Annotated in this window: 19 protein-coding genes; 11 read left to right on the top strand and 8 right to left on the bottom strand. The window is 65.8% G+C overall.

Translation table 11 applies throughout. The features are described 5' to 3' along the window. Positions 1 to 57: 57 nt before the first annotated feature. The 4 genes from QHF83_RS46915 (at position 58) to QHF83_RS46900 (ending at position 2,885) form a co-directional block, all read left to right on the top strand. On the top strand, positions 58 to 393 hold the full coding sequence (locus QHF83_RS46915) for a hypothetical protein (RefSeq protein ID WP_282424667.1): 336 nt from the start codon (positions 58 to 60) through the stop codon (positions 391 to 393). Beyond that, on the top strand, positions 354 to 770 hold the full coding sequence (locus QHF83_RS46910) for a hypothetical protein (protein WP_282424666.1): 417 nt from the start codon (positions 354 to 356) through the stop codon (positions 768 to 770). The genes QHF83_RS46915 and QHF83_RS46910 overlap by 40 nt, the downstream gene beginning before the upstream one ends. Positions 771 to 955: 185 nt before the next feature. Continuing rightward, a complete protein-coding gene (locus QHF83_RS46905) occupies positions 956 to 2,215 on the top strand; it encodes a hypothetical protein (protein WP_282424665.1) in 1,260 nt (419 codons plus the stop codon). 49 nt (positions 2,216 to 2,264) lie between these two features. Then, positions 2,265 to 2,885, top strand: a complete 621-nt coding sequence (locus QHF83_RS46900) for an MXAN_6652 family MXYO-CTERM-anchored protein (protein ID WP_282424664.1) — start codon at positions 2,265 to 2,267, stop codon at positions 2,883 to 2,885. A 22-nt stretch (positions 2,886 to 2,907) separates the two neighbouring features. Here the strand turns inward: QHF83_RS46900 and QHF83_RS46895 are convergent, their stop codons facing one another. The 6 genes from QHF83_RS46895 to QHF83_RS46870 all read right to left on the bottom strand — a co-directional run bounded on the left by QHF83_RS46895 (position 2,908) and on the right by QHF83_RS46870 (position 7,410). Then, positions 2,908 to 4,515: a GMC family oxidoreductase gene (locus QHF83_RS46895; RefSeq protein ID WP_282424663.1), complete on the bottom strand. Its 1,608-nt coding sequence runs from the start codon at positions 4,513 to 4,515 to the stop codon at positions 2,908 to 2,910. A gap of 30 nt (positions 4,516 to 4,545) precedes the next feature. Beyond that, positions 4,546 to 5,028: a sugar dehydrogenase complex small subunit gene (locus tag QHF83_RS46890; protein WP_282424662.1), complete on the bottom strand. Its 483-nt coding sequence runs from the start codon at positions 5,026 to 5,028 to the stop codon at positions 4,546 to 4,548. 170 nt (positions 5,029 to 5,198) lie between these two features. Further along, positions 5,199 to 5,705: a hypothetical protein gene (locus QHF83_RS46885; protein ID WP_282424661.1), complete on the bottom strand. Its 507-nt coding sequence runs from the start codon at positions 5,703 to 5,705 to the stop codon at positions 5,199 to 5,201. Between the two features lie 218 nt (positions 5,706 to 5,923). Beyond that, positions 5,924 to 6,253 (bottom strand): hypothetical protein, encoded by a 330-nt coding sequence (locus QHF83_RS46880; RefSeq protein ID WP_282424660.1) that lies wholly within the window; start codon positions 6,251 to 6,253, stop codon positions 5,924 to 5,926. A 103-nt stretch (positions 6,254 to 6,356) separates the two neighbouring features. After that, the gene (locus QHF83_RS46875; protein WP_282424659.1) at positions 6,357 to 6,845 is read right to left on the bottom strand and encodes a hypothetical protein; all 489 of its coding nucleotides are present in this window, start codon (positions 6,843 to 6,845) and stop codon (positions 6,357 to 6,359) included. Beyond that, a complete protein-coding gene (locus QHF83_RS46870; RefSeq protein WP_282424658.1) occupies positions 6,823 to 7,410 on the bottom strand; it encodes a hypothetical protein in 588 nt (195 codons plus the stop codon). The genes QHF83_RS46875 and QHF83_RS46870 overlap by 23 nt, the downstream gene beginning before the upstream one ends. Positions 7,411 to 8,546: 1,136 nt before the next feature. On the opposite strand from QHF83_RS46870, the gene QHF83_RS46865 reads away from it, so the two are divergent. Then, on the top strand, positions 8,547 to 9,527 hold the full coding sequence (locus QHF83_RS46865; RefSeq protein ID WP_282424657.1) for a hypothetical protein: 981 nt from the start codon (positions 8,547 to 8,549) through the stop codon (positions 9,525 to 9,527). 65 nt (positions 9,528 to 9,592) lie between these two features. Here the strand turns inward: QHF83_RS46865 and QHF83_RS46860 are convergent, their stop codons facing one another. Next, positions 9,593 to 12,469 carry a kelch repeat-containing protein gene (locus tag QHF83_RS46860; protein ID WP_282424656.1) on the bottom strand — a complete coding sequence of 959 codons (2,877 nt, stop codon included), beginning with the start codon at positions 12,467 to 12,469 and terminating at the stop codon, positions 9,593 to 9,595. Positions 12,470 to 12,924: 455 nt separating this feature from the next. On the opposite strand from QHF83_RS46860, the gene QHF83_RS46855 reads away from it, so the two are divergent. The 5 genes from QHF83_RS46855 to QHF83_RS46835 all read left to right on the top strand — a co-directional run bounded on the left by QHF83_RS46855 (position 12,925) and on the right by QHF83_RS46835 (position 18,588). Then, a complete protein-coding gene (locus tag QHF83_RS46855; protein ID WP_282424655.1) occupies positions 12,925 to 13,428 on the top strand; it encodes a hypothetical protein in 504 nt (167 codons plus the stop codon). Between the two features lie 53 nt (positions 13,429 to 13,481). After that, a complete protein-coding gene (locus tag QHF83_RS46850) occupies positions 13,482 to 13,835 on the top strand; it encodes a carboxypeptidase-like regulatory domain-containing protein (protein ID WP_282424654.1) in 354 nt (117 codons plus the stop codon). Positions 13,836 to 13,927: 92 nt separating this feature from the next. Then, a complete protein-coding gene (locus tag QHF83_RS46845) occupies positions 13,928 to 15,358 on the top strand; it encodes a serine/threonine-protein kinase (protein WP_282424653.1) in 1,431 nt (476 codons plus the stop codon). A gap of 179 nt (positions 15,359 to 15,537) precedes the next feature. Next, positions 15,538 to 17,514, top strand: a complete 1,977-nt coding sequence (locus tag QHF83_RS46840) for a serine/threonine-protein kinase (RefSeq protein WP_282424652.1) — start codon at positions 15,538 to 15,540, stop codon at positions 17,512 to 17,514. 84 nt (positions 17,515 to 17,598) lie between these two features. Next, entirely contained in the window at positions 17,599 to 18,588 is a 990-nt protein-coding gene (locus QHF83_RS46835; protein ID WP_282424651.1) for a hypothetical protein, read from the top strand. A gap of 1,308 nt (positions 18,589 to 19,896) precedes the next feature. On the opposite strand, the gene QHF83_RS46830 is transcribed toward QHF83_RS46835, so the two are convergent. Continuing rightward, on the bottom strand, positions 19,897 to 20,052 hold the full coding sequence (locus QHF83_RS46830; protein ID WP_282424650.1) for a hypothetical protein: 156 nt from the start codon (positions 20,050 to 20,052) through the stop codon (positions 19,897 to 19,899). 6 nt (positions 20,053 to 20,058) lie between these two features. Here QHF83_RS46830 and QHF83_RS46825 point away from each other — a divergent pair, with 6 nt between their 5' ends. Next, positions 20,059 to 20,868: a hypothetical protein gene (locus QHF83_RS46825; RefSeq protein WP_282424649.1), complete on the top strand. Its 810-nt coding sequence runs from the start codon at positions 20,059 to 20,061 to the stop codon at positions 20,866 to 20,868. The last annotated feature ends 943 nt before the right edge of the window (positions 20,869 to 21,811 follow it).

Below are 21,811 nucleotides of genomic sequence, written 5' to 3'. Positions count from 1 at the left end.
CTCCGACTCCTCGTGTACATTGCCGCTGAGCCAGCACCCTGCGGCCACGAGGACTCGATGGGATTCTTGCACATCATCGCGCCGGCTTCCGTCGGCGAGGCAGCACTCCGGGAGGCGGGGGCGGCGTTCGAGGTGTACCACTCCGAGCTCGTCGATGCCGGCAGTGGTGAGCCTTGCCTGCTCGCGTCGCTGAAGCCGGAGCGCGACTGGACGCGGTACGCGGGGTGGCCGCTGCACTGGGCGTCCCTCGAGGGGCGGCTGGATACACACCGGGTTTTCCCGCTGTTCGAGGCGATCTCGCGCGCCGCGGGGCGCGGCCCGTGGCGGTGGTCGAGATGGATGGCGTCATCGACATGGCCACCTTCGCCGTGTTCCGAGAGGGCGCGCTCGTGACGTTCCACTCGGTGTCCGACACGCCCGCGTGGTTCTCTCCGGCGCCGCCCGCCGTGGAGCCCCGCATCAAAGAGGCCGCGGATCCGCAGATCGTCGCCGCCGCGATTCCGGCCGCCTCGCTGCGCAAGAGTCCCTCGCGGCGCGTTCCCGGCTGGAAGGAGTTCATCGACAGCGCGACGCGCGCGGCCGCTGCGTGGACGAGGTCGGGTACGAAGCCGGGGGCCTGCCCAGGGCTGTTCTCGCTCGTCAGCGAGTACCTCGTGTCCGACGATGATTTTGCGGCGCCGTTCTCGAAGAAAGCCGGGGCGGCGAAGAAGGCCACGGCGGCGAAGAAGGCCACGGCGGCGAAGCGGAGCGCGCCTCGGCGAGGCCGGTAGGCGCGGGCTCTCACGGTCGTCTCGGGCTTGCGGCCGATGTGGGCCGCGCGCGGCAGGTGGCTCCTGAGCGCCGCGGGCGGTTGCCTGCGCGGACTCGTGTTGCGTGCCCTCCGATAGGCGAGCTGCTTCACCAACATCCTTCTGTTCTTGACATGCCGCGGGCCCCTCTAGTACTGAAAATGATAATGAGTATCGCTTTCATTTACGCAGACAAGGCCGTCCCGACGAAGAGTGTTGGTGACTTCACTTCTTTGCGGATTGCCGCCGGCGTGCTCGCTGTGGCCCTGTTCACGGGCTGTGGCGGCGACTCGGAGGGGCAGAACGGCGACGACAACGGGCCGCTATACGCCATCACCACGCAGGTGCTCGCCGCCGATCCGGTGGACAGCTACGTCATCGTGACGAACCAGGCGGAGCAGACTGCGTCGCTCTCCCTGGACAACGCCGTCCGGGTGTCCGGCCGCGCGCTGGGCGTGGGCATCCCCAAATCCGGCGCGATCTATGCTGTGAGCGACGAGAGCGCGACGGTGACCCGCTACACGCTCAGCAGCGCAGGGCGGCTGGAGCCGTCGGGCACCATGAGCTTCGACAGCCTGGGCGTGACGTCACTCGGGGAGTACCAGGCCAACTTCCAGTTCATCTCCGAGACCAAGGCCTACTTCTTCGATGGGGCCACCGCCCAGGTCGTCATCTGGAACCCCAAGGAGATGACGGTCACAGGCAACATCCCGCTCGACGAGCTGGTAATCCCGGATACGGTCATGGCCTTCTCGGGCGCGGTCATCCGACTCGACGGTCAGGTCCTCATGCCCGTGGGTTGGCGTCCCGTCTCGGGCGTGGGCATCACCCCCAAGGCGGGCGTGGTTTCCATCGACACGGAGACCGACACGGCCACCGTCACGACGGACGATCGATGTGGGTACACGCATGACGCCGCCGTCGGCCCCGACGGCAAGGTGTACATCGCGACGGAGGCGTATGGAGCGGCGGTGCGCCGGGTCGTGGGCGAGGACGCGCCGGCGCCGTGCCTGCTCGAGTTCGATCCCCAGACACACACCTTCAATCCCGACTTCTACCGGACGCTCGAGGAGCTCGTGGGTGGTGGCACCGCGGGCACGCTCGTACCAGGCCCGGAGGGGACGGCGTACGTGCGCGTGCTCGACGAGACCGTCGCCCCGGTCCTGGAAGGCACCCATCCCCGCACCATCGCGAGCGGGACGGGCTGGCAGTGGTGGGAGCTGAAACTCGACACGATGACCGCCGCGCGGAAGGACAGCTTCCCGGCGACCTCGGGCAGCGTCTTCCTCTTCGAGTCGCAGAACCACACCCTCTACACCGAGTTCGGCGCGGGCGCCGCGTCCACCACCCTGCGCGTGCTGGAGGATAGCGGCAAGCCCACGGTCACCACGGAGGGACTCTCCTTCTCCTTCCTCCAGCTTCGCTAGCGCGGCTGCAAGGTAACCCCGGGCCTCCCCCTCCTTCCTTGGAGATTCAATGCATTCTCTGTTCCGTGTCGCAGGTTGGTTCGCCGCTTTCGCGCTATGGTCGTCTCCCGCTCTCGCCACCAGCACGGGCGTCGCTGGACAGTCCGGCAAGGACAAGGCGACGTGCGTCACGTGTCACAAGGGGGGAGCGGCTTGCACCGTGGAGTTCGAGGGCCCCACGACCCTGGAGCCAGGGGCCACGGGCCAGTACAGCTTCGTCATCCGGGGGGGCGCTGCAAAGACGGGAGGGCTGGACATCGCTGTGAACGACGCGGAGGCCAGCCTCGAGACCGGCAGCAGCGGGATGAAGAAGATCGGGGCCGAATTGACGCATTCCGCCCCGCAGCCGTTCGAAGCCGACGAGCTGCGCTTCGACTTCTCGCTCGTCGCGCCCGCGGCCGATGTGACCCTCACGCTCTTCGGGGCCGGCAATTCCTCCAATGCAGACCTCCTCAGTGATGGAGACAGGGCCGCGGCCACGAAAATGACCGTGACGGTGGGCAAGGGTTCGCCCGTCGAGGCTCCAGAAGGTGAAGAGGACGGCGGTGGCGGATGTGGTGCCGCTGGGAGCGCCCCCGTGTGGGGCCTCATGATGGTACGCCTGGCGTCACTCCGGCGCCGTCAGCGCTGAGGCGGTGAGGGTGCGATGATCGTCAGAGCTGCGCCTGGACCGCCGCGACCGCGCGGAGGGTGAGCGCGACGATCGTCAAGGTGGGGTTCGCCGTGCCGGCCGTCGGGAAGGTGCCGCTGCCGAGCATGAACAGGTTATCGTGCTCGTGCGAGCGGCACTGGGCGTCGACGACGGACGTCGCAGGATCGGCGCCCATGCGATAGGTGCCCATCACGTGCCCCGCGCCTTGCGGCTCCGGATCGTGCTTTCGGCCCGTCGCGCCGAGGGCATCGAAGATCTGCTCGTGAACCTCGATCGCCTTGCCCATGCCGTCCCGCGTGTAGGTATCGACGCGGTAGGAAATGCGCGGGCGCGGGATGCCGAGCGCGTCGAGCTGGTCCATCGCCGGGACGATGCGGTTCTCCGGATCCGGGAGCTGCTCCATGAGGCTCGACAAGCGGAGCTGGCGCGCGCTCTGCCGGGAAAGCTCGGCCGCGAGCGCTTGACCTCGCAGGCCGAGCTTCACGAGCTCGCCCACGGTGGTCATCGGCCCGCCCGTCGGCCACGTCCAGCCGTCATTGCCGAATTCGACGCGGAACGCGGCCGTTGCATTGCGGAAGGCCCCGCCCCGCGTCCCGTCGATCCCCGCGGTCGAGAGCGGGCCGCGGCTCTGCGCGAGGGAGTCCTCCGCGAGCGCCCAGCTCAGTTGAATCGGGTGATCCATCAGGTTTCGGCCCACCTGATCGCTCAGGTTCGAGACGCCGTTCGGCAGCGCGCCGGTCTTCGACATGAGCAAGAGCTTGGGCGTCTCCATGGCGTGCGCGGCGAGGACGTATACCTTGCCGGAAGCCTCGTGCTCGGTGCCGTCGGGCCGCTTGAAGCGAATCCGGCTCACGCGGCCGTCCGCGCCGATGTCGATGAAATGCGCGATGGCCTCCTCGACGATCTGAACGCCCGCGTCCTCGGCTTTCTTGACGTGCACCGAGGCGTCGTATCGCGCGACGATGGGGCAGATAGGGATACACGTCCGGGCGCCGCAACACGGGGGACGCTCGTCGTAGGTATCCGTGTTGCGCGCCTGCGCGGTCGTCGTGACGGTATACCCGAGCCCGTCGATGACCCCCGCGATGCGTTTGTCCGAGTAGGTCAGCGGAATGGGCTTCATCGGATACGGCGTCGTCCGAGGCGAGCCGAGGTCCCCTTCCCCCGCGACCCCGAGCTCGATCTCGGCCTCGGCATAATAGGGCTCGAGGTCGTCGTAGGTGATGGGCCAATCCACCCCCACGCCGAAGAGCGTCTTCATCTTGAAATCGTCCGGCACGAGCCGGATCGTGGTCCCCAGCCAGTGCCAGGTGGTGCCGCCGACGAGACGCAAGTACGAGCTCTTGAAGAGATCCGGGCCCTCCTGGACGTAATATCCCTCGAGGTCGATGACGCGCGGCCCCGGCGCCGCGGTGGAGCTCGGGAAGGGCGATTCGGGGACCTTGATGAGCGCGCCCCGGTAGGTCTCGATTGCTTTTTGCCGATCGACGCGGGGCCCCGATTCGAGGATGAGGACCTTGGCCCCGCCCTTGGCGAGCCGATGGGCCATGATGGTCCCTGAAATCCCCGCGCCGACGATGACGACGTCCGCTGTCAGTTGATCTCCCATGACGTTGTCCTTTCCGATCGTGGCACGAGGTCAGCCCTCGGGTGATTCTGCCCAGAAGCCTGTGAGGCCGCCGCATTCGCTCGGTGGATTCGTGTAGTCCAGCGCGCGCCATGTCAGCGCTTCGGTGTACGTGGCGACCTCGGGGCCCGAAGCTCCCTCGTAGACGCCCGTGTACCAGTTGAGGATGATGGCGTCGGCGACGGCGCGGAGGCGTGCATCGTCGAAGGTGCCTTTCGCCTCGAGGTCCGCGAGTGAGCCCGGGCTCGTTTCGCGGCCATAACCCGCCTCGGCATAAAGCTCGTCGAGGGCAAGCGATTGCTCCGCCGAGGCGCGCAGCGCATCCAGGTAGATCTGCCCATGCGCGCGCGGGAGGTTCTCGAAGCCGGTGAGCAACGCCGAGAGCGAGAGGAACCGAGCGAGGGGGCCGTCCACGACGGGATCGTCCGAGCAGGCCGGCACGAGAGACGCGGCGAAGAGCGCCGAGACGCCTCCGAGAAAACCGCGTCGGTCCACGCGAAGAGAAGTTCCTTGGTCCACAGGTACGCGGGAGGAAATTCGCATGAAGCGAGGCTACATGAAACATTGCGAGCCCCACAACATGAATCGGCGACAGGGACCTCACTTCGGACGAGAGAGCAGGAAAGGTCCTCTATTCGTGACGCGAGCAGGCGAGCGTGCCCAGCTCACGGTGTCGGGGACATCGCCGTCGCGACCTCTCCGCAGGTCCAGCCGGTTTCGAGCGGCACGCAGTTCTCCAGGACAGGAAACTCGGTGCAGCTTCCCGGCTGGCACGTATCAGGCGGGGTCTTCACATCGCACAGCTGGTGCGCGCCGAGCTCCCACGGCATATTCGCCAAATCGCAGAATTCGCCGCCCTGACAGCTGCGGCTTCGGTCCTGGAAGAGCGCCCTGCCATCACCCAAGAGCAAGGTGAGCTTGTCGCCCATCCAATTGCCAGGTCCCGGTCGATCGTGCACCTCGATCGCCCCGCTCCCGCCTTCGAGCCAGAGGTCACCCGGGCACGCCAGCGATTCCGCTCCGCCGCAGTCGCCATAGGAGAGGTGCGTGCAATATGCAGGGCAGCTGAGCTGCACGCCGCAGGCGAAGAGATCCGCCTGTGTAGGCGCGCTGTTCTCTGGGTCATCCTGGACGACACTGCCGCAAGCGATCGAGCCAAGCGCCAGGGCCAAGGAGAGTCCGCCAAGAAGGAGGGAGCGAGGCAAGAAAGTATCGCGTTTCATAGTGCCTGGCGCCCCGAGCACGACGTATGCCAAACGAAATGATTCGGCTTTGATGGGGCATGTGCCAGGCACCGAAGTCACCTTGGCGCAAGATGGCGCAAAATGCTTCGCCGTTGGCGTGGCCTTCGTTCCTCCGTCCCCTGCCCCGAGCGTGCTCGAGATCGGGCTCAGTCGAGCACATCAAATCCCATGTCCCTGAGCTCGTCGAGCTCGTCATCCGAAAAACCCGCATCCAGCTCGTCCGGATGCTTGATGAATCCGGATGAATTGATGATGTATTTTACAGTTTTTTCGGCGACCGAGACGACATAGGTGATCGTATTGGTGCCTTCCAACGTAGAGGGCGGAAGCGGAGCCTCTATCACCCAAGCGGGGCCTGTTACGCCTTCCACCGAATCGTACCGTCTGGCGTCCGTTCCGGCATCGATCGTCGTCTTGTATCCCTGGCGATCCCGAAAAGCCGTTGCGATTGTCAGTGCTTCTTGTTTCGTCATCATGTTCCGTTCCTGCGCCTCCGCTCGGTTGTCGTGCAATGAATGTTTATCGCGACGGCAAAGCTCCCGAGCATCGGTGCGACATGCAGTCCGGTGCAGCACCTCGTCAGGCCCCTTGCGCATCCCGCACGTCGACCCATCGCAGGGTGGAATCGAGCGGCTCGTCGGTGACGAGCATGTCGTCCTCCTGATTCAGTACCGTCAGCGCCCACCCGTCGAACACGAACTCGATACCCGCGCAAAGGTCATCCGTCGCAAGGAGCCGCACGCGACGGACGATTTGCCCCCGTGCCCGCCGAAGTGGTGCCGGCCGATCTTCGACCCACCGGGACGCGGCATCCGGTCGACCAACCCAGGAAAAGGGCGGTCGGGCAAGATCGAGCGTATCGCACGTCACGCCGAATTCAGCAACGTAGATCGACCACAGTTCCACGTTGCGACGACCGATCCGCAGTACGACAGGCGAGGCTGCGTGCATGTCGTCCCACGGTTCGTACCATACGACGTATGCGCGCTCGACCGCTTGACCGGCCAAGCCATGAAGGAGGCTGCCATGTTCGGCAAGCACGTCGTCAAATCGCGTTGCGATCTTCATGAGCTTCCAGCGGGCCCAATTCCCAGTTCAATGTCGTTTGCTTCAGGCGCCGCTCTCCAACGGTTCTCCGGAGGAGGTCTCTGATGTCGAGCGAAATGGCAGCCGAGAGCCAGACCCACCAGATCAAGTGTCCGTGAGCCGTACGAAGCAACGCATTCGGCTCCAGCCCGAACTGAACGGTACAGTCGGGCAAGTTATCATCATGAGCGGTGGCGACGAGAACGTCGAACGCTGACGGGCGACGTGGCTGACGACGGAAGAGAGCTTGGGCAACCCGCTCTCTCCATCTTGTTGCGCGGACGTGGCGTGCCCCTTCGCGCAAGACGGGCGCTCCGCCAGTCTCGCTCAATACCTCCATGAGCGCCTCGGTGATGCCCTCGAACTCTGCATCCCACTCTGCAGTGCCCTCGTAACCTTCGAAGTCATTGAAACCTGCCTTCGAAAAGCAGACATCGGGATTCGTTGGCGCTGGCCACACAGCGAAAACACGCCCGCTTGCAGGCGCCCACGCGCCGTTCAGACACGGCGGGATCTCGTCCCAATGCAAGGTGTGAATGCTGGTCATCTCGTGCACTGGATCATGACAATGACGACTCTATGCCGACACCACCCTGGCTCACAAACGTGAGGATCTCACAGCCCGTGCAGACCTACAAGAGAAATCAAGAACCCTACGCCAGCACACCACATACCGTGTCCGCTGCCGGATCCGTCCACGTCCCGGAGCTTCCGGCTCTGCGACACGCTGGAGCAAGGCGGCACATCACGCCGATCGCATCCAAGCACGCCGTGCGAACCCAGGTCCTACCTGTTGGGCGCGCCGATTTGGTCCGCTCGCCCTCCGTGCGGGGACTCCATGAGCAGCAAATTCTTCAGACACTCTCACCCGGCGCAGCGGACGGCCGCTTGTTTGATGGCCATCGCGACGATTGCCCTTGCCTCGCCCGTCGCCGCGATGAGTTTCGTGGATCCCGATGCGCGTGCACTCGAGGTCGCAGAAGCCGCGGCAGAACGGGCACTCGAGCTGAAACGGCCCCAATACAGGGGCAATCCCACGCGTGACTGGCACACGTTCAACGATTGGCTCGAGCACAAGCGCGCCCTGATCAGCTTGGCCGAAACGCACTACGAGATCGCGGAGCCCTGGTGCCCAACTTCCACGGATACGACGCACGTGCCCGCTCGGCTACGCGTGCGAGCGGCCTACCAGATTGGAGCCATGTGGGAGGATTACGTCACATCCTACCAGGCCGCACGTCCGCGCACGCAGAAGCCTGCTCATGTCAGCCTCGACCTTCCGCTCATCGAGTATACGGACACGGACGAGTCATGGCCTGAATATATGCCGCCTGAATGGCAGAAAGCACGAAGGGCGTTCGCTGCATGTCTCTCCCTATCCATGAACAACTCCGTGTGGACGGACGAGAGCTCTGCATGCGAGAGTTGGCTCGAAAAACATGCCAGGCTCCCCTACGGGTCCGCCCTTCGGGAGTTCTTTCCCGGCCCAACGCGAACCCCCTCCACGACCATCGAACGTTCTGCGCCTGTACCCCTCATGGATGCGGCCCCCTCGACGAACCTGCCGGCGACCGCCTCCCCACCGCAACCGCACATGCCACCGCCATAGCCCCCGCACCTCGTTCGGTCGCAGCCCGACGTTCACGGCGTTATAAAATCGCTGGTTGTGCCGTATAGGGGAGCATGTCGAACATTCTGCCTTCGCTCGCCGTCGCCGACCACGAACACAACGGCGCTCGTGCCGCGCCGGACTCGACCCTGCGCGATCCGGTCTGTGCATTCTGCCGGCGAGGCATCGGCCTCGTTCGGGTCGTCGAGGGCCCTTTCTACGCTGAACACCTGCCGATGCTCGATCCCGCGTGCTGCTCCGCGGACGGGCTCACGAAGTACGACGTCGACTCGGTCGAGAAGACGAGCGGCAAGCTCGCTTCGTTTCTCCAAAACGCCCAGCCCGGGACGCTCTGGGAGGCGGACACGGTACAGACGAGCAAGAAACCGAAGCTGGTTCGGCAGGAGCCCGAGCCCTTCGGCCCCCTTCATCACGCCGCGGCCGAAACCGAGGTGTTCGCGAAGGTGCTCGAGGCAAAGGAGCACTGGCTCGACGCCATCGCCGCGCTTCTTCGAGGGGATGACGAGCGGCTCGCGATCGCCGCGGTGAAGCACCTGTCGCTCCATCGACCGTACCCGCCGGCGTGGACGTTCAATCCCGCGGTGGCCGTGCCGGAGGAAGCCATCGCGACGTACCAGGCCTTCCGCGCGGGCAAGGCCGAACGTTACCACGGCGCCGACGCGGCCGGAGAAGCAGCGCGGTTCTCGCTCCTGCTCGAAGCGTGGGCGGACCGGCGTGCACGTGTCGCCGACGAAGCCGTGATGCAACTCAGGGACGCTATCACGGGGAACATGAAGGTGAACGAGAGCCTTCGCAGCCTGCCGAGCGAGCTGTTGACGCAAGCGATCGAGCAAGTCGAGCGTGAGGTCGCGTCGCTCGAGGCGGGCACCGCCGCAACGACGCAGCTCGATCGGCGCAAGTCCCTTCTGCCTCGACACCAATTGCTGGCCGACGGCTTCCGCGCGCTCCTGGAAACCAAGAAGCCCGCGGCAAAGAAGGCGCCGGCAAAGAAGGCGGCCGCGAAGAAGTCGACGGCCAAATCCAAGACGCGCTGATCGCTCGCCGCGAATGCCCGCCGTCGATCAGGTGACGTCAGGGCGCAGACGTTGCCGCGTGATAGCTAGCCTCGGCTCACGCGACGGCGTCGCAGCGGTCGTAGGAGCAGCAGCAATCCGGCGAGCGGCCATGCCGTGCGGGGGCCATCGCCGACCTGACGGCATCCGCAGGCGCCCTCCTCCTGAATCAAATCGCCGCCGCCGCCCGACGAGGCCGTGATGCTCGATGACGACGTAACGTCGGAGCCGCCGGAGCCAGCCGATCCTCCTGCGCCGCCGCCCGATCCTCCCAGGCCGCCGGAGCCGCCGGTTCCTCCATTGCCACCGGAGCCGCCGGAGCCGCCAGCTCCTCCATTGCCACCGGAGCCGCCGGTTCCTCCATTGCCACCGGAGCCGCCGGTTCCTCCATTGCCACCGGTACCGCCGGCGCCGCCCGCGCCGCCTGCACCCGTCGGGTCATTCATGCAGACGCCGGCGACGCACATCCCGCCCGTGCAGGGCGTGCCGTCCGGCTTGGCAGGATTCGAGCACATGCCGCTCGCGGGAGCGCACGAGCCCGGAAGATGGCATTCGTCGAGCGGCTCGCACGAAATGGGCGCCATTCCCGTGCAGACCCCGCTCGCGCACGCGTCCGTCTGCGTGCACGCATTGCCATCGTCGCAGGCGCTGCCATCCGGTTTGGCAGGATTCGTGCACACGCCCGTGATCGGGTTGCACGTGCCTGGCACATGGCACGGAGATGCCGCCTGGCAAATCACGGCATTGGTGCCAACGCATGCGCCGGCCTGGCACGTATCCGTCTGCGAGCACGCATTGCCATCGTCGCACGTGGAGCCGTCGAGTTTGGCGGGGTTATTGCATACGCCGGTGGCGGGATTGCACGTACCGGGCTGATGGCAGCTGTCGAGCGCGGTGCAGACCACCGGCGTCGCGCCCGTGCACGCGCCGGCCTGGCACGTATCGGTCTGCGTGCAGGCATTCCCGTCATTGCAGGCTGCCCCGTCTGGCTGAGCTGCATCCGGCGGACACGTGGTGGCGCTGCCATTGCAGGTCTCGGGGGCATCACATGCCGACGCGGCCGGCCGACACGTCGTGCCGGCCGCGACCGGGGAGCAAATTCCCTGCACGCCCGGGACGTTGCATGCCTGGCAATCGCCGGCGACGCCGCCGCCGCAGGACGTATCACAGCAATAACCGTCGACGCAGAGCCCGTTCGGACAATTTCCCGCGGCAGCGCACGGGGTGGGGGTCACCAGGGTGTAGATTTCGGCGCTCGTGGTGTAGCTCGTATTGGGCGGACTTCCGCCGGCGACGAGCACGCCTCCGCTTTGCAACAAGGTCGCCGTGTGGTAGCTCCGGCCGACGTTCATCGAGGCGGTCGTGCTCCACGCGCCGGTGTTCGGATCGTAAAGCTCGGCGCTGGCCGGGCCTGCGGCTCCGAGGCCGCCGCCCGCGACGAGGACCTTGCCGCCTGGCAGAAGCACCATGGTCGGCGCGGCGCGTTTGACGGCCATGGAGCCCGTGAGTGTCCACGAATTGGTGGCCGGATTGTACAGCTCGCAGAACGCGGCATAACTGGAGTCGCCGCAGGTGATCGCATTTCCATTCGTGAGGCGCACGGCATCGTTGAAAGAATGCGGTACGTTGAGCATGCCCGCGGAGCTCCAGGCATTCGTGGTGGGATCGTAGAGCTCCGCGTTCTGCGTGCCCGTGCCGGAGCCGCCAATGGCGAGGACCTTGCCGTTCGCCAGCGTGACGAGCGCAAGCGACGCGCGCGAGTTGACCATCGAGGGTCCCGTCGTCCAGGTGTTCGCGACCGGGTCGTAGATCTCGGTGGCGTTCTGGTTCATGAGGTAATAGCCGCCGACGACGAGGACGCGGCCGTCGCCGAGGAGCGCCGCACGGTGCGTCATTCTGTCCATTTTCATCGACGGTGTCGCGGAAAACGTGCCCGTCGCGGGATTGTAGATCTCGCCGCCCGCGGGGCTGACCTCCCAGAGACCGCCGGCGATGAGCACCCGGCCATCGGCGAGCCTCGTCGACGTGTGGCCGAGACGCGCCGCGATCATGGATCCCGTGAAGCTCCAGAGGTTCGTCGCAGGATCGTAGAGCTCCGCGAACTTGGTGGGCAGGTTGCCGGTCGTATAACCGCTGGTGACGAGGACCTTGCCATTCGTGAGCAAGGTGGCCGCGTGGCTATCGCGCGGGGTATTCATCGGCGCGACGGTGGTCCACGCCGGATCCACGAAGAGCGCGGCGCCCGGCGGGGCTTTGCCTTCGAGGTAGAGCGCGATCGTCGCGCCGTCGAGCGAGAGGCGCACGGAAACCGGCGTTCCGCCCTCCGCGAAAGCGCGCGGCGCCGTGACGTGTACACGCGCGCGGCCCCGCTCATCGAAAAAGTGAATTCCCGACGCATCCTGCCGCGCAGCCGCCCCGTCCACGTGCCAAACCGCGAGCGGCTCGCCCTCCTGGGCGTGGTCGGCCTCGAGCGCGAGCCATTCCTCCACCCCGACCGCGCTTCGCACCCACAACGACGCGCCGCCATGGCGCGGATATGCCACGGCCGCGTCGACATCGAATGCGTGGCCCGTGAGCCCCTCCTCGCGCACCGCGATCTCGAAGCCGTCGTGCGTGCGAAAGTGCACCGCGCCTTCGCCTTCGCGCGGCAGCGTGACCAGCAAATCGTCCCATGTCCCGAGAGACCTCGGCGGCGACCGGCGATAACCGTCCTCGCCGGCCTCGAACGGGTCGGCCGAGAGCACCTCCCGGGCCTGCTCGGGAAACCGCGCCTCGAGCCTCGCGCGGAGCGGCGCGGCCTCTGCTTCGACGCCCCCGCCCGAAACCTCGTTCACCTGCGGTAGCGAGCCGCCTTCGTCGCAGGCCGCGGCGAGCGCGCAAAGCGCGATCCCGGACCAGGGCCTCATCCAACGTGCATTCGTCATTCGTGTTCGCATTCCATCCTCGTGCAGCAGCGTCCCCCCTGGCTGGTCTGCGGGGAAGCTACATGGATGGCCGCGACAACGAAAGCGTCGAGGAGCGCGCGCAGTTCGATACGCTCAGCTTGCTCCGGCGGACGTGACTCCAGACGCTCGCGCTCGGCAGCGATGGGCGTGCACGTCGAGGGGCACGCGCCCATCGCTGCCGAGGTGCGCAAGGTGTTGCGTGGTCACGCAGCGCACCGACGAGGCCACGGGGATTGTCCTCTCCAGAGGATGCTGGACGTACTCGACGGGTGGTCCCAGGGCATGCTTGGCGAGCGGCAAGGTTCGTTCTCGAAACGTGGCTCCACTGCCGAGCCGCAACGATCGTCTCGGCGCCCACTGGAACGGAAGCTGCACGAAAGCGGTGCTGCGCCGAGTCGGCCGTGACGACCAGCCCCTCGGCCTGGAGAGAACCGATGGACCCCGCAATCGTGCCGCTGTTCTACCTGTCGAGCTTCTCCGGCGCCATCATGGTGATCGGCGGCATCGTGATGCTTTACAAGCAGAAAATATATATCGATCGCGAGACGAAGCAGGTCGCCGAAGTGCAGACCCCGGTAGGGACCTTCAAGACCAACATCCCGGCGCTGACGCTGTTCGCGCTCGGCTTCGTTCCGCTCATCTACCCCATATGGCGGAACGCAGAGCTCTCGAGACCGTTGCGAATCCAGGGCGCGGTGCAATACGACAATACCTCCATCGACGTCTACGCCGTGGTCAATACCGAGACGATTCGAGGGGGAAGCAAGTTCAGACTCGTGGTGCCGAGTCTGGACAGAGACCGAGGAGAGTACAAGGTGCTGTTCATCAAGGACGCGACGCTGGTGAACACCGAGTTCATCGATCCCAAGAATTTTCGCAACGGCGAGTACGAGCTCCCGAAGGTCTTGATTGATTTCCCTGCGAGGCCAGCAAATTGATGACCCGAGCGCCGTTCGAGCGACCTCCTCGTGATTGCCCGAAGCAGCGGCACATGAAACAGAAGGGCAGAGTCATGATTGGAACTCGCAGGCGGATCGCCGCCGCGCTCTTCGTGCTCCTGGTGACGTCGAGCGCGGCCGCCGAAGATCTCACGCTGCGTGGCCGGATCGCGAGCCAAGGCAACGGTCAAGGCGTCGCGGAGCTGATTGTCAAGCTCATACCATCGCAGCCCAAGCCGGAGTGGGTCAAAGTCACGAGCACCGCCAATGACGGGACATACTCGTTCCAAGGTGTTCCGCCAGGAACCTACACGCTCGAGGTCTATCGCGGTGCCACCCAGCTTCACAGTGCCATGGTGACGTTGGACCAGAGCGGGCAGATCCAGGACATCCAGGTGGCGCCCTGAGGCAACGATAGACGCCGCTCGCCCTCCCCCCGCATCCGCCCATCCATGTCTCGAGCACGGCTGTCGGGTTTTCTCGCGTCGAAATCATTGTCGTGCGCGCCTGTTTGGATCTGCACAAAACTTGTCGAGAAACAGCCCCCGGTGTTAGGACGCTCCGCATGAAGGCCGGGGATCGACTCGGGAGCAAGTATCGCCTGCTGCGCCAGCTTGGCGCAGGTGCCATGGGTGTCGTCTGGGAAGCCCTGCACGAGACCACCCAGCGGCGCGTGGCCATCAAGCTGCTCACCAAGCCTTCCGCGGACCTCCGGCATCGCCTTCTTCGTGAAGCTCGCATTTGCGGTTCCATTGCGCACCGAAATGTCATCGAGATCTACGACACGGGGGAGACGCACGAGGGGGAGCCCTACCTCGTGATGCAGCTCCTTTCCGGCGAAACGCTCGCCGAGCTGCTTCGTCGGAAGCGTCGGCTGCCGCAGCCCCTCGCCGCCCAGATCGGGCGCGACATTGCCCGCGCGCTCGCTGCCGCGCACGCCGTGAACGTCATTCACCGGGACCTCAAACCCGCCAATGTGTTTCTGCATCAAGAGGCGGGGGTCGATGGGCTCGTCGTGAAGGTCCTCGATTTCGGAGTGGCCAAAAACCTTGCGGCGGTGAACGAATCCCTCGTGACGGCCGTCGGCGGCGCGGTCGGATCTCCGGCTTACATGAGCCCGGAGGCCATTCTGGGCACGCAAGGTCTCGACGCCCGCACGGACGTCTGGTCGCTCGGCGTCGTGCTCTTCGAGATGCTCACGGGCACGCGGCCATTTCAAGGCGGGGCGCAGGAGCTGCTCCTTCGTATCGCGACCGGCAAGATCCCTCGCGTGTCGGAGATCCTGCGCCACGTGGATCCGGCGTTCGACGACGTCGTGGCGATGTGCCTCGAGCGTGACCGGGCCAAACGTATCGCATCCGCCGCGGTGGTCGAGCGCCTGCTCCAGGCCTACGTGGGCCCGAACGACGCGTCGCGGGTTCACATCGGTCTCGCGGAGCGCGCCATGGCGCTCCCCTCGCCCGCCGCGGTGAATCAGGAGGTGCCGGCAAAACTCGAAGCGACGATGCCATTGCCGGACAAGGCCCCGGAGCCGGTCACTCCGGCGCCCATTCTCCCGATGCAGCCATGGACGGCGGCGCCGGCGGTGGATACGACGATGCCCTTGTCGCCCTCGTCGGCACAGGCGCGGCCTGCTGGAAAAGCAGGGACGGCGATTCTCGGGCAGCAGCCCACGAAACCAATCACGGGCCCCCGCGGAACCGCGCTGATGATCGACGCGCGTGCGGTGCTCGCGCAAGCACAGCGCTCCGCCTCCCCACCGAGCCCCCCGCCGCCGCCGTCCGTGCAGAACGTGGAGAGGCCTGTCGCACGGTCGAGCATCGCACCGGCGTCGAAAAAGCGGTCGTTCCCGCCCCTCCTGGGCCTCGCCGTGAGCGCCCTCGTGGCCTTCGGCATCGGTGTGGCCGTCATCCTCGGTTTGGCGCGGTAGATCACTTGCTGGGCCATGCGGCTACCCGCCCCGAACATGTGGTGTCGCTGAACGCGCGCCCAGACCAATGCGGCGTCGTCTTGGGAACCTCAGACAAAACCGATAGGTTCGTGAGCGGAGCAGGGCGGCAAACAAAATTCTTGTGACAGCGCTCGCTTTCATGGAATGATCGCAAGACCATGAAATCGGGCGACCTCCTCGGCGGCAAGTACCGGCTCGAACAGGAGATCGGCAAGGGCGCGATGGGCGCCGTGTGGGCGGCGTTCGACCACGCGACGCACCGCAGGGTCGCGCTCAAGCTGATCTTGCCGCAGCAGAAGGAGCACCTGACGAACGACCTGCGCCAGCGCCTGCAGCGCGAGGCGCGGGCGTGCGGGAAGCTGCGACATCGCAACATCGTCCAGATCTTGGACGTGGGCGAGACGCCGCAAGGAGAGCCGTTCCTCGTGCTCGAGCTCCTGCACGGGCAGACGCTCGGCGATCTGCTGAAGGAGAAGCGGCGCATCGAGCCCGCGCTCGCGGCCCGCATCGCGGGAGAGGTCGCGAGTGGGCTCGCCGTCGCGCACACCGCGCAGGTCATCCATCGTGATCTCAAGCCGGCGAACATCTTCCTCCACCGCGAGGAGGGCATGCCCGAGGACACGTTCGTCGCGAAGATCCTCGACTTCGGCGTGTGCAAGAACCTCGACTCGGTGGACAGCATCGCGACGCAGACGGGCACGGCCGTGGGGTCGCCCGCGTACATGAGCCCCGAGCAGGTGGGGATGCGAAAGGATCTCGACCACCGCACGGACATCTGGTCGCTCGGGATCGTGCTGTACGAGATGCTCACGGGAGGGCGTCCCTTCGTGGGTTCGGTGCAGGATGTCATCCGGCACATCCTCATCACGCCCGTGCCGCCGCCTTCGAGCAAGGTGCGCGACGTGCCGCCGGAGCTCGACGAGGTCGTGGCGCGTTGCACGGCGGCGAAGCGAGACGCGCGGTTCCCGAGCACGGACGAGCTTGCAGGCGCGCTCCTCGGCATCGCAGGGATGCCGCGACCGATGACACGCAAGCCGACGTTCACCGGCGTGGATCAGCCGATCCCGCAGGCGACGGGTCCGCAACGCAAGCCGACGTTCACGGGTGTGGAGCAGCCGATCCCGCAGGCGATCCCGCAGCCGATTTCGCAGCCGATCCCGCAGGCAACGAGTCCGCAGCGCACGCCGACGTTCACACCGATGGACGCGACCATGCCGCTGCCGGGCGCAATGCAGCGCGCGAGGATGGGTTCGACGCCGGAGGACGACGACGAGAGCGACCTCGCAGCGACGCTGCCGCTGCAAGGGCGGATGCTCATGGCCATGCGACCGAGCGCGCCTCGAGCAGCCCGCGGGGAAGACGCGTCGACGGGCACCCAACTCTTGCAGCCGAATCTGCCGGTCGCATCTCCGGCGCCCGCGTGGAAGGAGGAGATGCAGCAGGCACTCGCGGCACACCGGCAGTCGTACATGGCGCTGGAAGGCGTGGTGCCGGAGCAAGCGTCGAACGGGCAAACGCAGATGGTGACCGAGGCGCACATGCCGCGGCTGCCGACGATGGATCCCTCGGGGACGACGTCGGCGGCGGGGGCACTCGCGCATCGCACGGGAGGATATCCAGCGCCGCCGATGCCGATGATGGATCCGGCGATGATGGCGGGGAGGCCGAAGCGCAGGAAGGGTGTGCTGTTCGGGGTGATGGGGGTCGGGGCGGTGGCGGCGATCGGGGTGGTCGCGGTGCTCGTGGTGAATGTGGGGAAGACCGAGTCGGGGGAGGGAGCGGCGAGCGTGAAGGAAGGAGCGCCGTCGGAGGCGGCGAGGAGCGCGGCGGCGGTGCCGGTGGGGCAGGAGTTGCCGAGGCCTTCGGTGAAGGCGGAGGTGACGGCGCAGCCGGAGGTGCCGCCGGCGGCAGGCAGCTCGGCGGCGGAGGCGGCGTCTGTGGTGGCTCCGCCGGCTCCCGCGCCGACGCCGACACCGCAGGCGCCCGTCGCGGCCGCGACGACACCAGCGGTCGCGAAAGCGCCTGCTCCGACGGTTACGTACAAGGCGCCAGCCACGAAAACGACGGGCAACAAGGCTGCGCCGGCACAGAAGTGCACGGGCGTCGGGCTGTTCAGGAAGTGCTCGCCGGGCTGACATGTGCTTTCAGAGCGAGCCTCTTGTGGACGCGCTGAAACTGCGGAACAATCGCAACGCGGAAAACATGACGAACGGCGGAGCATGTTGAGGACCACGCTCATCACGACGGCCTTGCTCGTAACGGTGCCTGCGTTTGCGCAGGGACCTGCGGCGGCACCTGCGGCATCGCCGCAGCCCGACGTGAACACGGAAGTCAAGCGGCTTTTCAAGGAAGGGCAACTCGCGGCGGGCTTCGCGCAGTGGGAAAAGGCGCGGACGGCGTTCGGGAAGGCTTTTGCGCTCAAGCCGTTGCCGCAGATCGCCCTGAACCTGGGTCGAGCCGAGGTGAAGGTGGGCGATGCGCTGGCAGGGTCGGAGCACCTGCAGTTTTTCCTTCGGGAGGAACTGAATCCGGATCCGGCGGAGGTGGCAGCGGCTCAGGCGCTGCTGAAGGAAGCAAAGCCGAAGATCGTGACCGTCACGATGAAGGTCGAGCCGGCGGACGCCGAGGTGCTGGTGGATGGGCGGTCGATCGAGAAGAAGCTTCTGCCAGGGCCGATTTTCTTACCGCCGGGGACGCATTCGTTCGAGGCGAGGAAAGAAGGATTTCAGGGGGCGGGTCAGAGTCTCGAACTGTCCGCGGGGGCGGAGGTCGGGGTGCCGCTGAAGCTCACGGCTGTGGGCGGGGGTGCGGTCGGCGACCCCGACGCGAACAAGAAGCCGCCGCCACCGCCGCCGAAGGACAGGACGTGGACATATGTGGGCGCCGGGGTGAGTGGGGGGCTCTTGCTTCTGGGAATCGGGACGGCGATCGGGGGGAAGGTCGTGCATGATCGAGCCCTCGATGCGGCGAAGGGTACCGATTGCGGAGGCACCGACTGTCGTAGCGCCTACGAGGGGCATGCCTCGACGATGCAGGCGCTCTCGTGGACATCGCTCGTCTCGTTCATTGGTGCGGGTGCGGTCGGGGCGGTAACGCTGTACTCCTGGAGCCAGGCGAAGAAGCAGCCTGCGGATACGAAGGAGGCGGCGCGCGCTTCGTTCGTCGTTGCGCCGACGCTGGGGGGCGTCGTCGTGCAGGGGACCTGGTAGGTCTTGCGTTGATGTCGGTCCTTGCCTTGGCTTGAGGGTGAACGGATGAAGCGGTACACGGCGTCGCTGGTGCTCGGGAGTGTTTTCGTAGCGATGGTGGTCGCGGCGGACGGCTGCTCGCTCAATCCTTTTGTCACACCGGATTACGAGGACGCGAAGGATATCGCTGCTGGGGGGAATGGTGCCGGGGCAAGTGGCGGTGGTGGGATTGGTGGCTCGGGGGGAATTGGGGGCAATGGCGGAACCGGGGGTGAGATGTGTGCCCAATGCCCCAAGGATGAATACGAGTGCACGCTGGACGAGCCCGTCGCCGGATGCGCATGCAATACACCGGTAAAAATCGGCACTTCTTGCAACGGCGGATTCTGTGATGAAATGGGGCTATGTCAGAACTGCTTGACGTGCACCACGGAGCTTTGCAAACCCCGTTGTAACGGGACCGAATGCTCCACGGACGATCAGTGCTATAGCGAGACGTGCGACGAAGCGGCCAAGATCTGCTGCAACGAAGCATGCGTGGGGCCGTGCAAGGCATGCGACCGGGCCGGGACGGAGGGGACTTGCACGCGGATGCCGGTTGGGTTGCAGGTGATGGGCTGCGATGGCAACGGCGACGCGTGCAATGCGATGGGTACATGCGGTAAACTCGGCGGCAAGGGAGCGCTCGGCGCAACTTGCACGAGTACGGACGGGAGCGACTGCGCTAGCGGCGCGTGTCGCAAGCCCTACTGTCGTTCCAAAGCGGGCGAACCGTGCAACGACGACGTGGAGTGCTTCTCGAACCTATGTGATCCGACGACGAAGCTTTGTGTGCAGTGCGTGAATCCAGGTGCTCCGGCGTGCCCGATAGGGTCGATGTGCGAGAGCGGGTCCTGCAAGGCGCTCCCGGGACAGCCTTGCGATATCGACGGAGACTGTGCGTCCGGCACTTGCCAAGGCAAGCTTTGTCGGCTCGGAAACGGCGCTACTTGCAGCGCGCATACAGACTGCGCAAATGCTAACTGCGCGAATCAAAAGTGCACAGATTGCACTGCAAACAGTGATTGCGTTTCCGGTGCCACGTGCAACACGGGGACCTTTGTCTGCGAGCTTCTGCTTCCACAGGGCGCTTACTGCATCACCGGCAGCCAATGCAACAGCAACAACTGCACCGGCTTCCCCCGTCGCTGCCAATGACTGCGTAGCCCCCGCCCCTTTCTTCACAAACCGGTTCCCGCTGCGCTTCCCTTGTCCTCGCACTTCATTCGACGCCCAAGGTCTTTCATGGGACACCGCGCATCGCTCTACGGCCGGCGCCTTCCCTTCGTGCTACTCCTCGCCGCCGGGCTCCTCACCTCCTCCGCGGTCCTCGCGCAGCCTTCGCAGGCCGATCGCGATGCCGCCCGGAAGCTGCTGGTCGAGGGGCGGGAGAAACTCGCGCGCGGCGACGCCGCTGGCGCCCTCGAAAACTTTCAGAAAGCCCACGGGATCATGTACGTCCCCACGACAGGGCTCGACCTCGCGAAGGCGTACGGCGAGCTGGGGCGCCTCGTCGAGGCCCGCGAAGTCATCCTCGAGGTCCTGAAACTGCCCGCCAACGGCAATGCGGCATTCGTCGCGGCGCAAGCCGAGGCTGCCGACATCCTGAAGGCGCTCGACACCCGCATCCCCTCGATCCATCTCCGCGTGACGGGGCCCCCGTCCGACAATGTCCGGGTCGCCGTGGATGGTGTCGCCATAACGGATAGTAAAATCGAGGCGCCCCGAAGACTCGATCCGGGGAGCCACGACATCGTCGCCTCGGCGCCGGGGTTTGTCACGGAGCAACGGCGGGTGACGCTCGAAGAGGGGGACACGAAACCGATGCAGGTCGGAATCGTGATGGCCCCCGTGGCAAAGACGCGGCTCTTCCCGGACCGACAGGAAGAGGCGCAGCCCTCGCCGAGGAGCCGCAGCCTGATTTATGCCGGGGCGGGACTGAGCGGCGCGCTGGTGGTGGTGGGCATCGGGACGGCGATCGGGACGAATATCGCCCACGCGGGAGCGCAAGATGCGGTCAACGGTGTGGGTTGCGCGGGTTATGACGCGTGCAAAGCAGTTTACGAGCGCAATGTTTCGCAGCAGGTGGGGCTCGCGTACACGTCGCTCTTTTCGTTCATTGGCGCGGGAGCAGTGGGAACGGCGACGCTGATCTACGCGCTGACGGGGAAGCGGCAGGCTGCGGACACGAAGGTGGTTTCCAGGGCGTCGCTCGTGGTGGCGCCCGGGCTGGGTGGCGTCGTCGTGCAGGGAGTGTGGTGAGGCGAGGGGGGAGCCATGAAGCGGTACGGGGTGTCGTTAGCGCTGGGTGGCGTCTTCTTCGGGATTGTCGTGGCTGCAGATGGCTGCTCGTTCAATCCGTTTGAGGCACTGCCTTACACGCAAGCGGGTGGGATAGGGGGCTCCGGGGGGACGGGCCACATGCCCTGCGAGGACGATGGCAATGAGTGCACGCTGGATGAGCCTACGGGTGCTGGGCAGTGTCACGCGCCATTGGTTGGCGCTCCTTGCAGCGGCGGCTTCTGCGACGAAACCGCGCAGTGTAAAGGTTGCTTGAACTGCACCGACGAGGTCTGCAGACCTCGCTGTGACGGGGCACCATGCACCTCAGGTGATCAATGCAACAGCACCGTATGCGATGTTAGCGGCATCTGCTGCAACGAGGTATGCGTTGGACCTTGTCATGCGTGCAATCATCCAGGGATGGAAGGAGTCTGTACCCGAATGCCCGATGGATTGCAGGTCCCTGGCTGCGACGCGGCCGAGGCGTGCAGCCTGATGGGGGAGTGTTCCCCTCTTGGTTCTACCGTCCCACTCGGTTCAAGTTGCGAGGCAGACTCCAATTGCGCGAGTTCCGCCTGTCGAAGCCCTTACTGCCGAGTCCGCCTCGACGATCCCTGCAACGATGACGTCGAGTGCATCTCACACCTTTGCGACCCGACTACAAAGCTCTGCAAACCCTGTGGCGGCGCCGATGACGCAACTTGCTCAATGGGATCTGTGTGCGAGAACGGGTCGTGCAAAGCCCTCCTGGGACAGCCCTGCGACGACAGCGTGGATTGTGCGGCGGGCACTTGCTTAGCAGCCCGTGGATCTACGAGCCCCCGATCGCGACCCCAACACCGTGCATTTCATACGGATACATCCCGCGCCACGTGGTCCGGGAAAACCGTGCCAGCCGGCTCGGCATACCCCGTACCAGAGC

It is taken from the genome of Polyangium sp. 15x6, assembly GCF_029960785.1.
Classification (GTDB): Bacteria; Myxococcota_A; Polyangia; order Polyangiales; family Polyangiaceae; genus Polyangium.
Note: the sequence above shows the minus strand (reverse complement) of the source record. Positions and strands in the feature narration are given on the sequence as shown.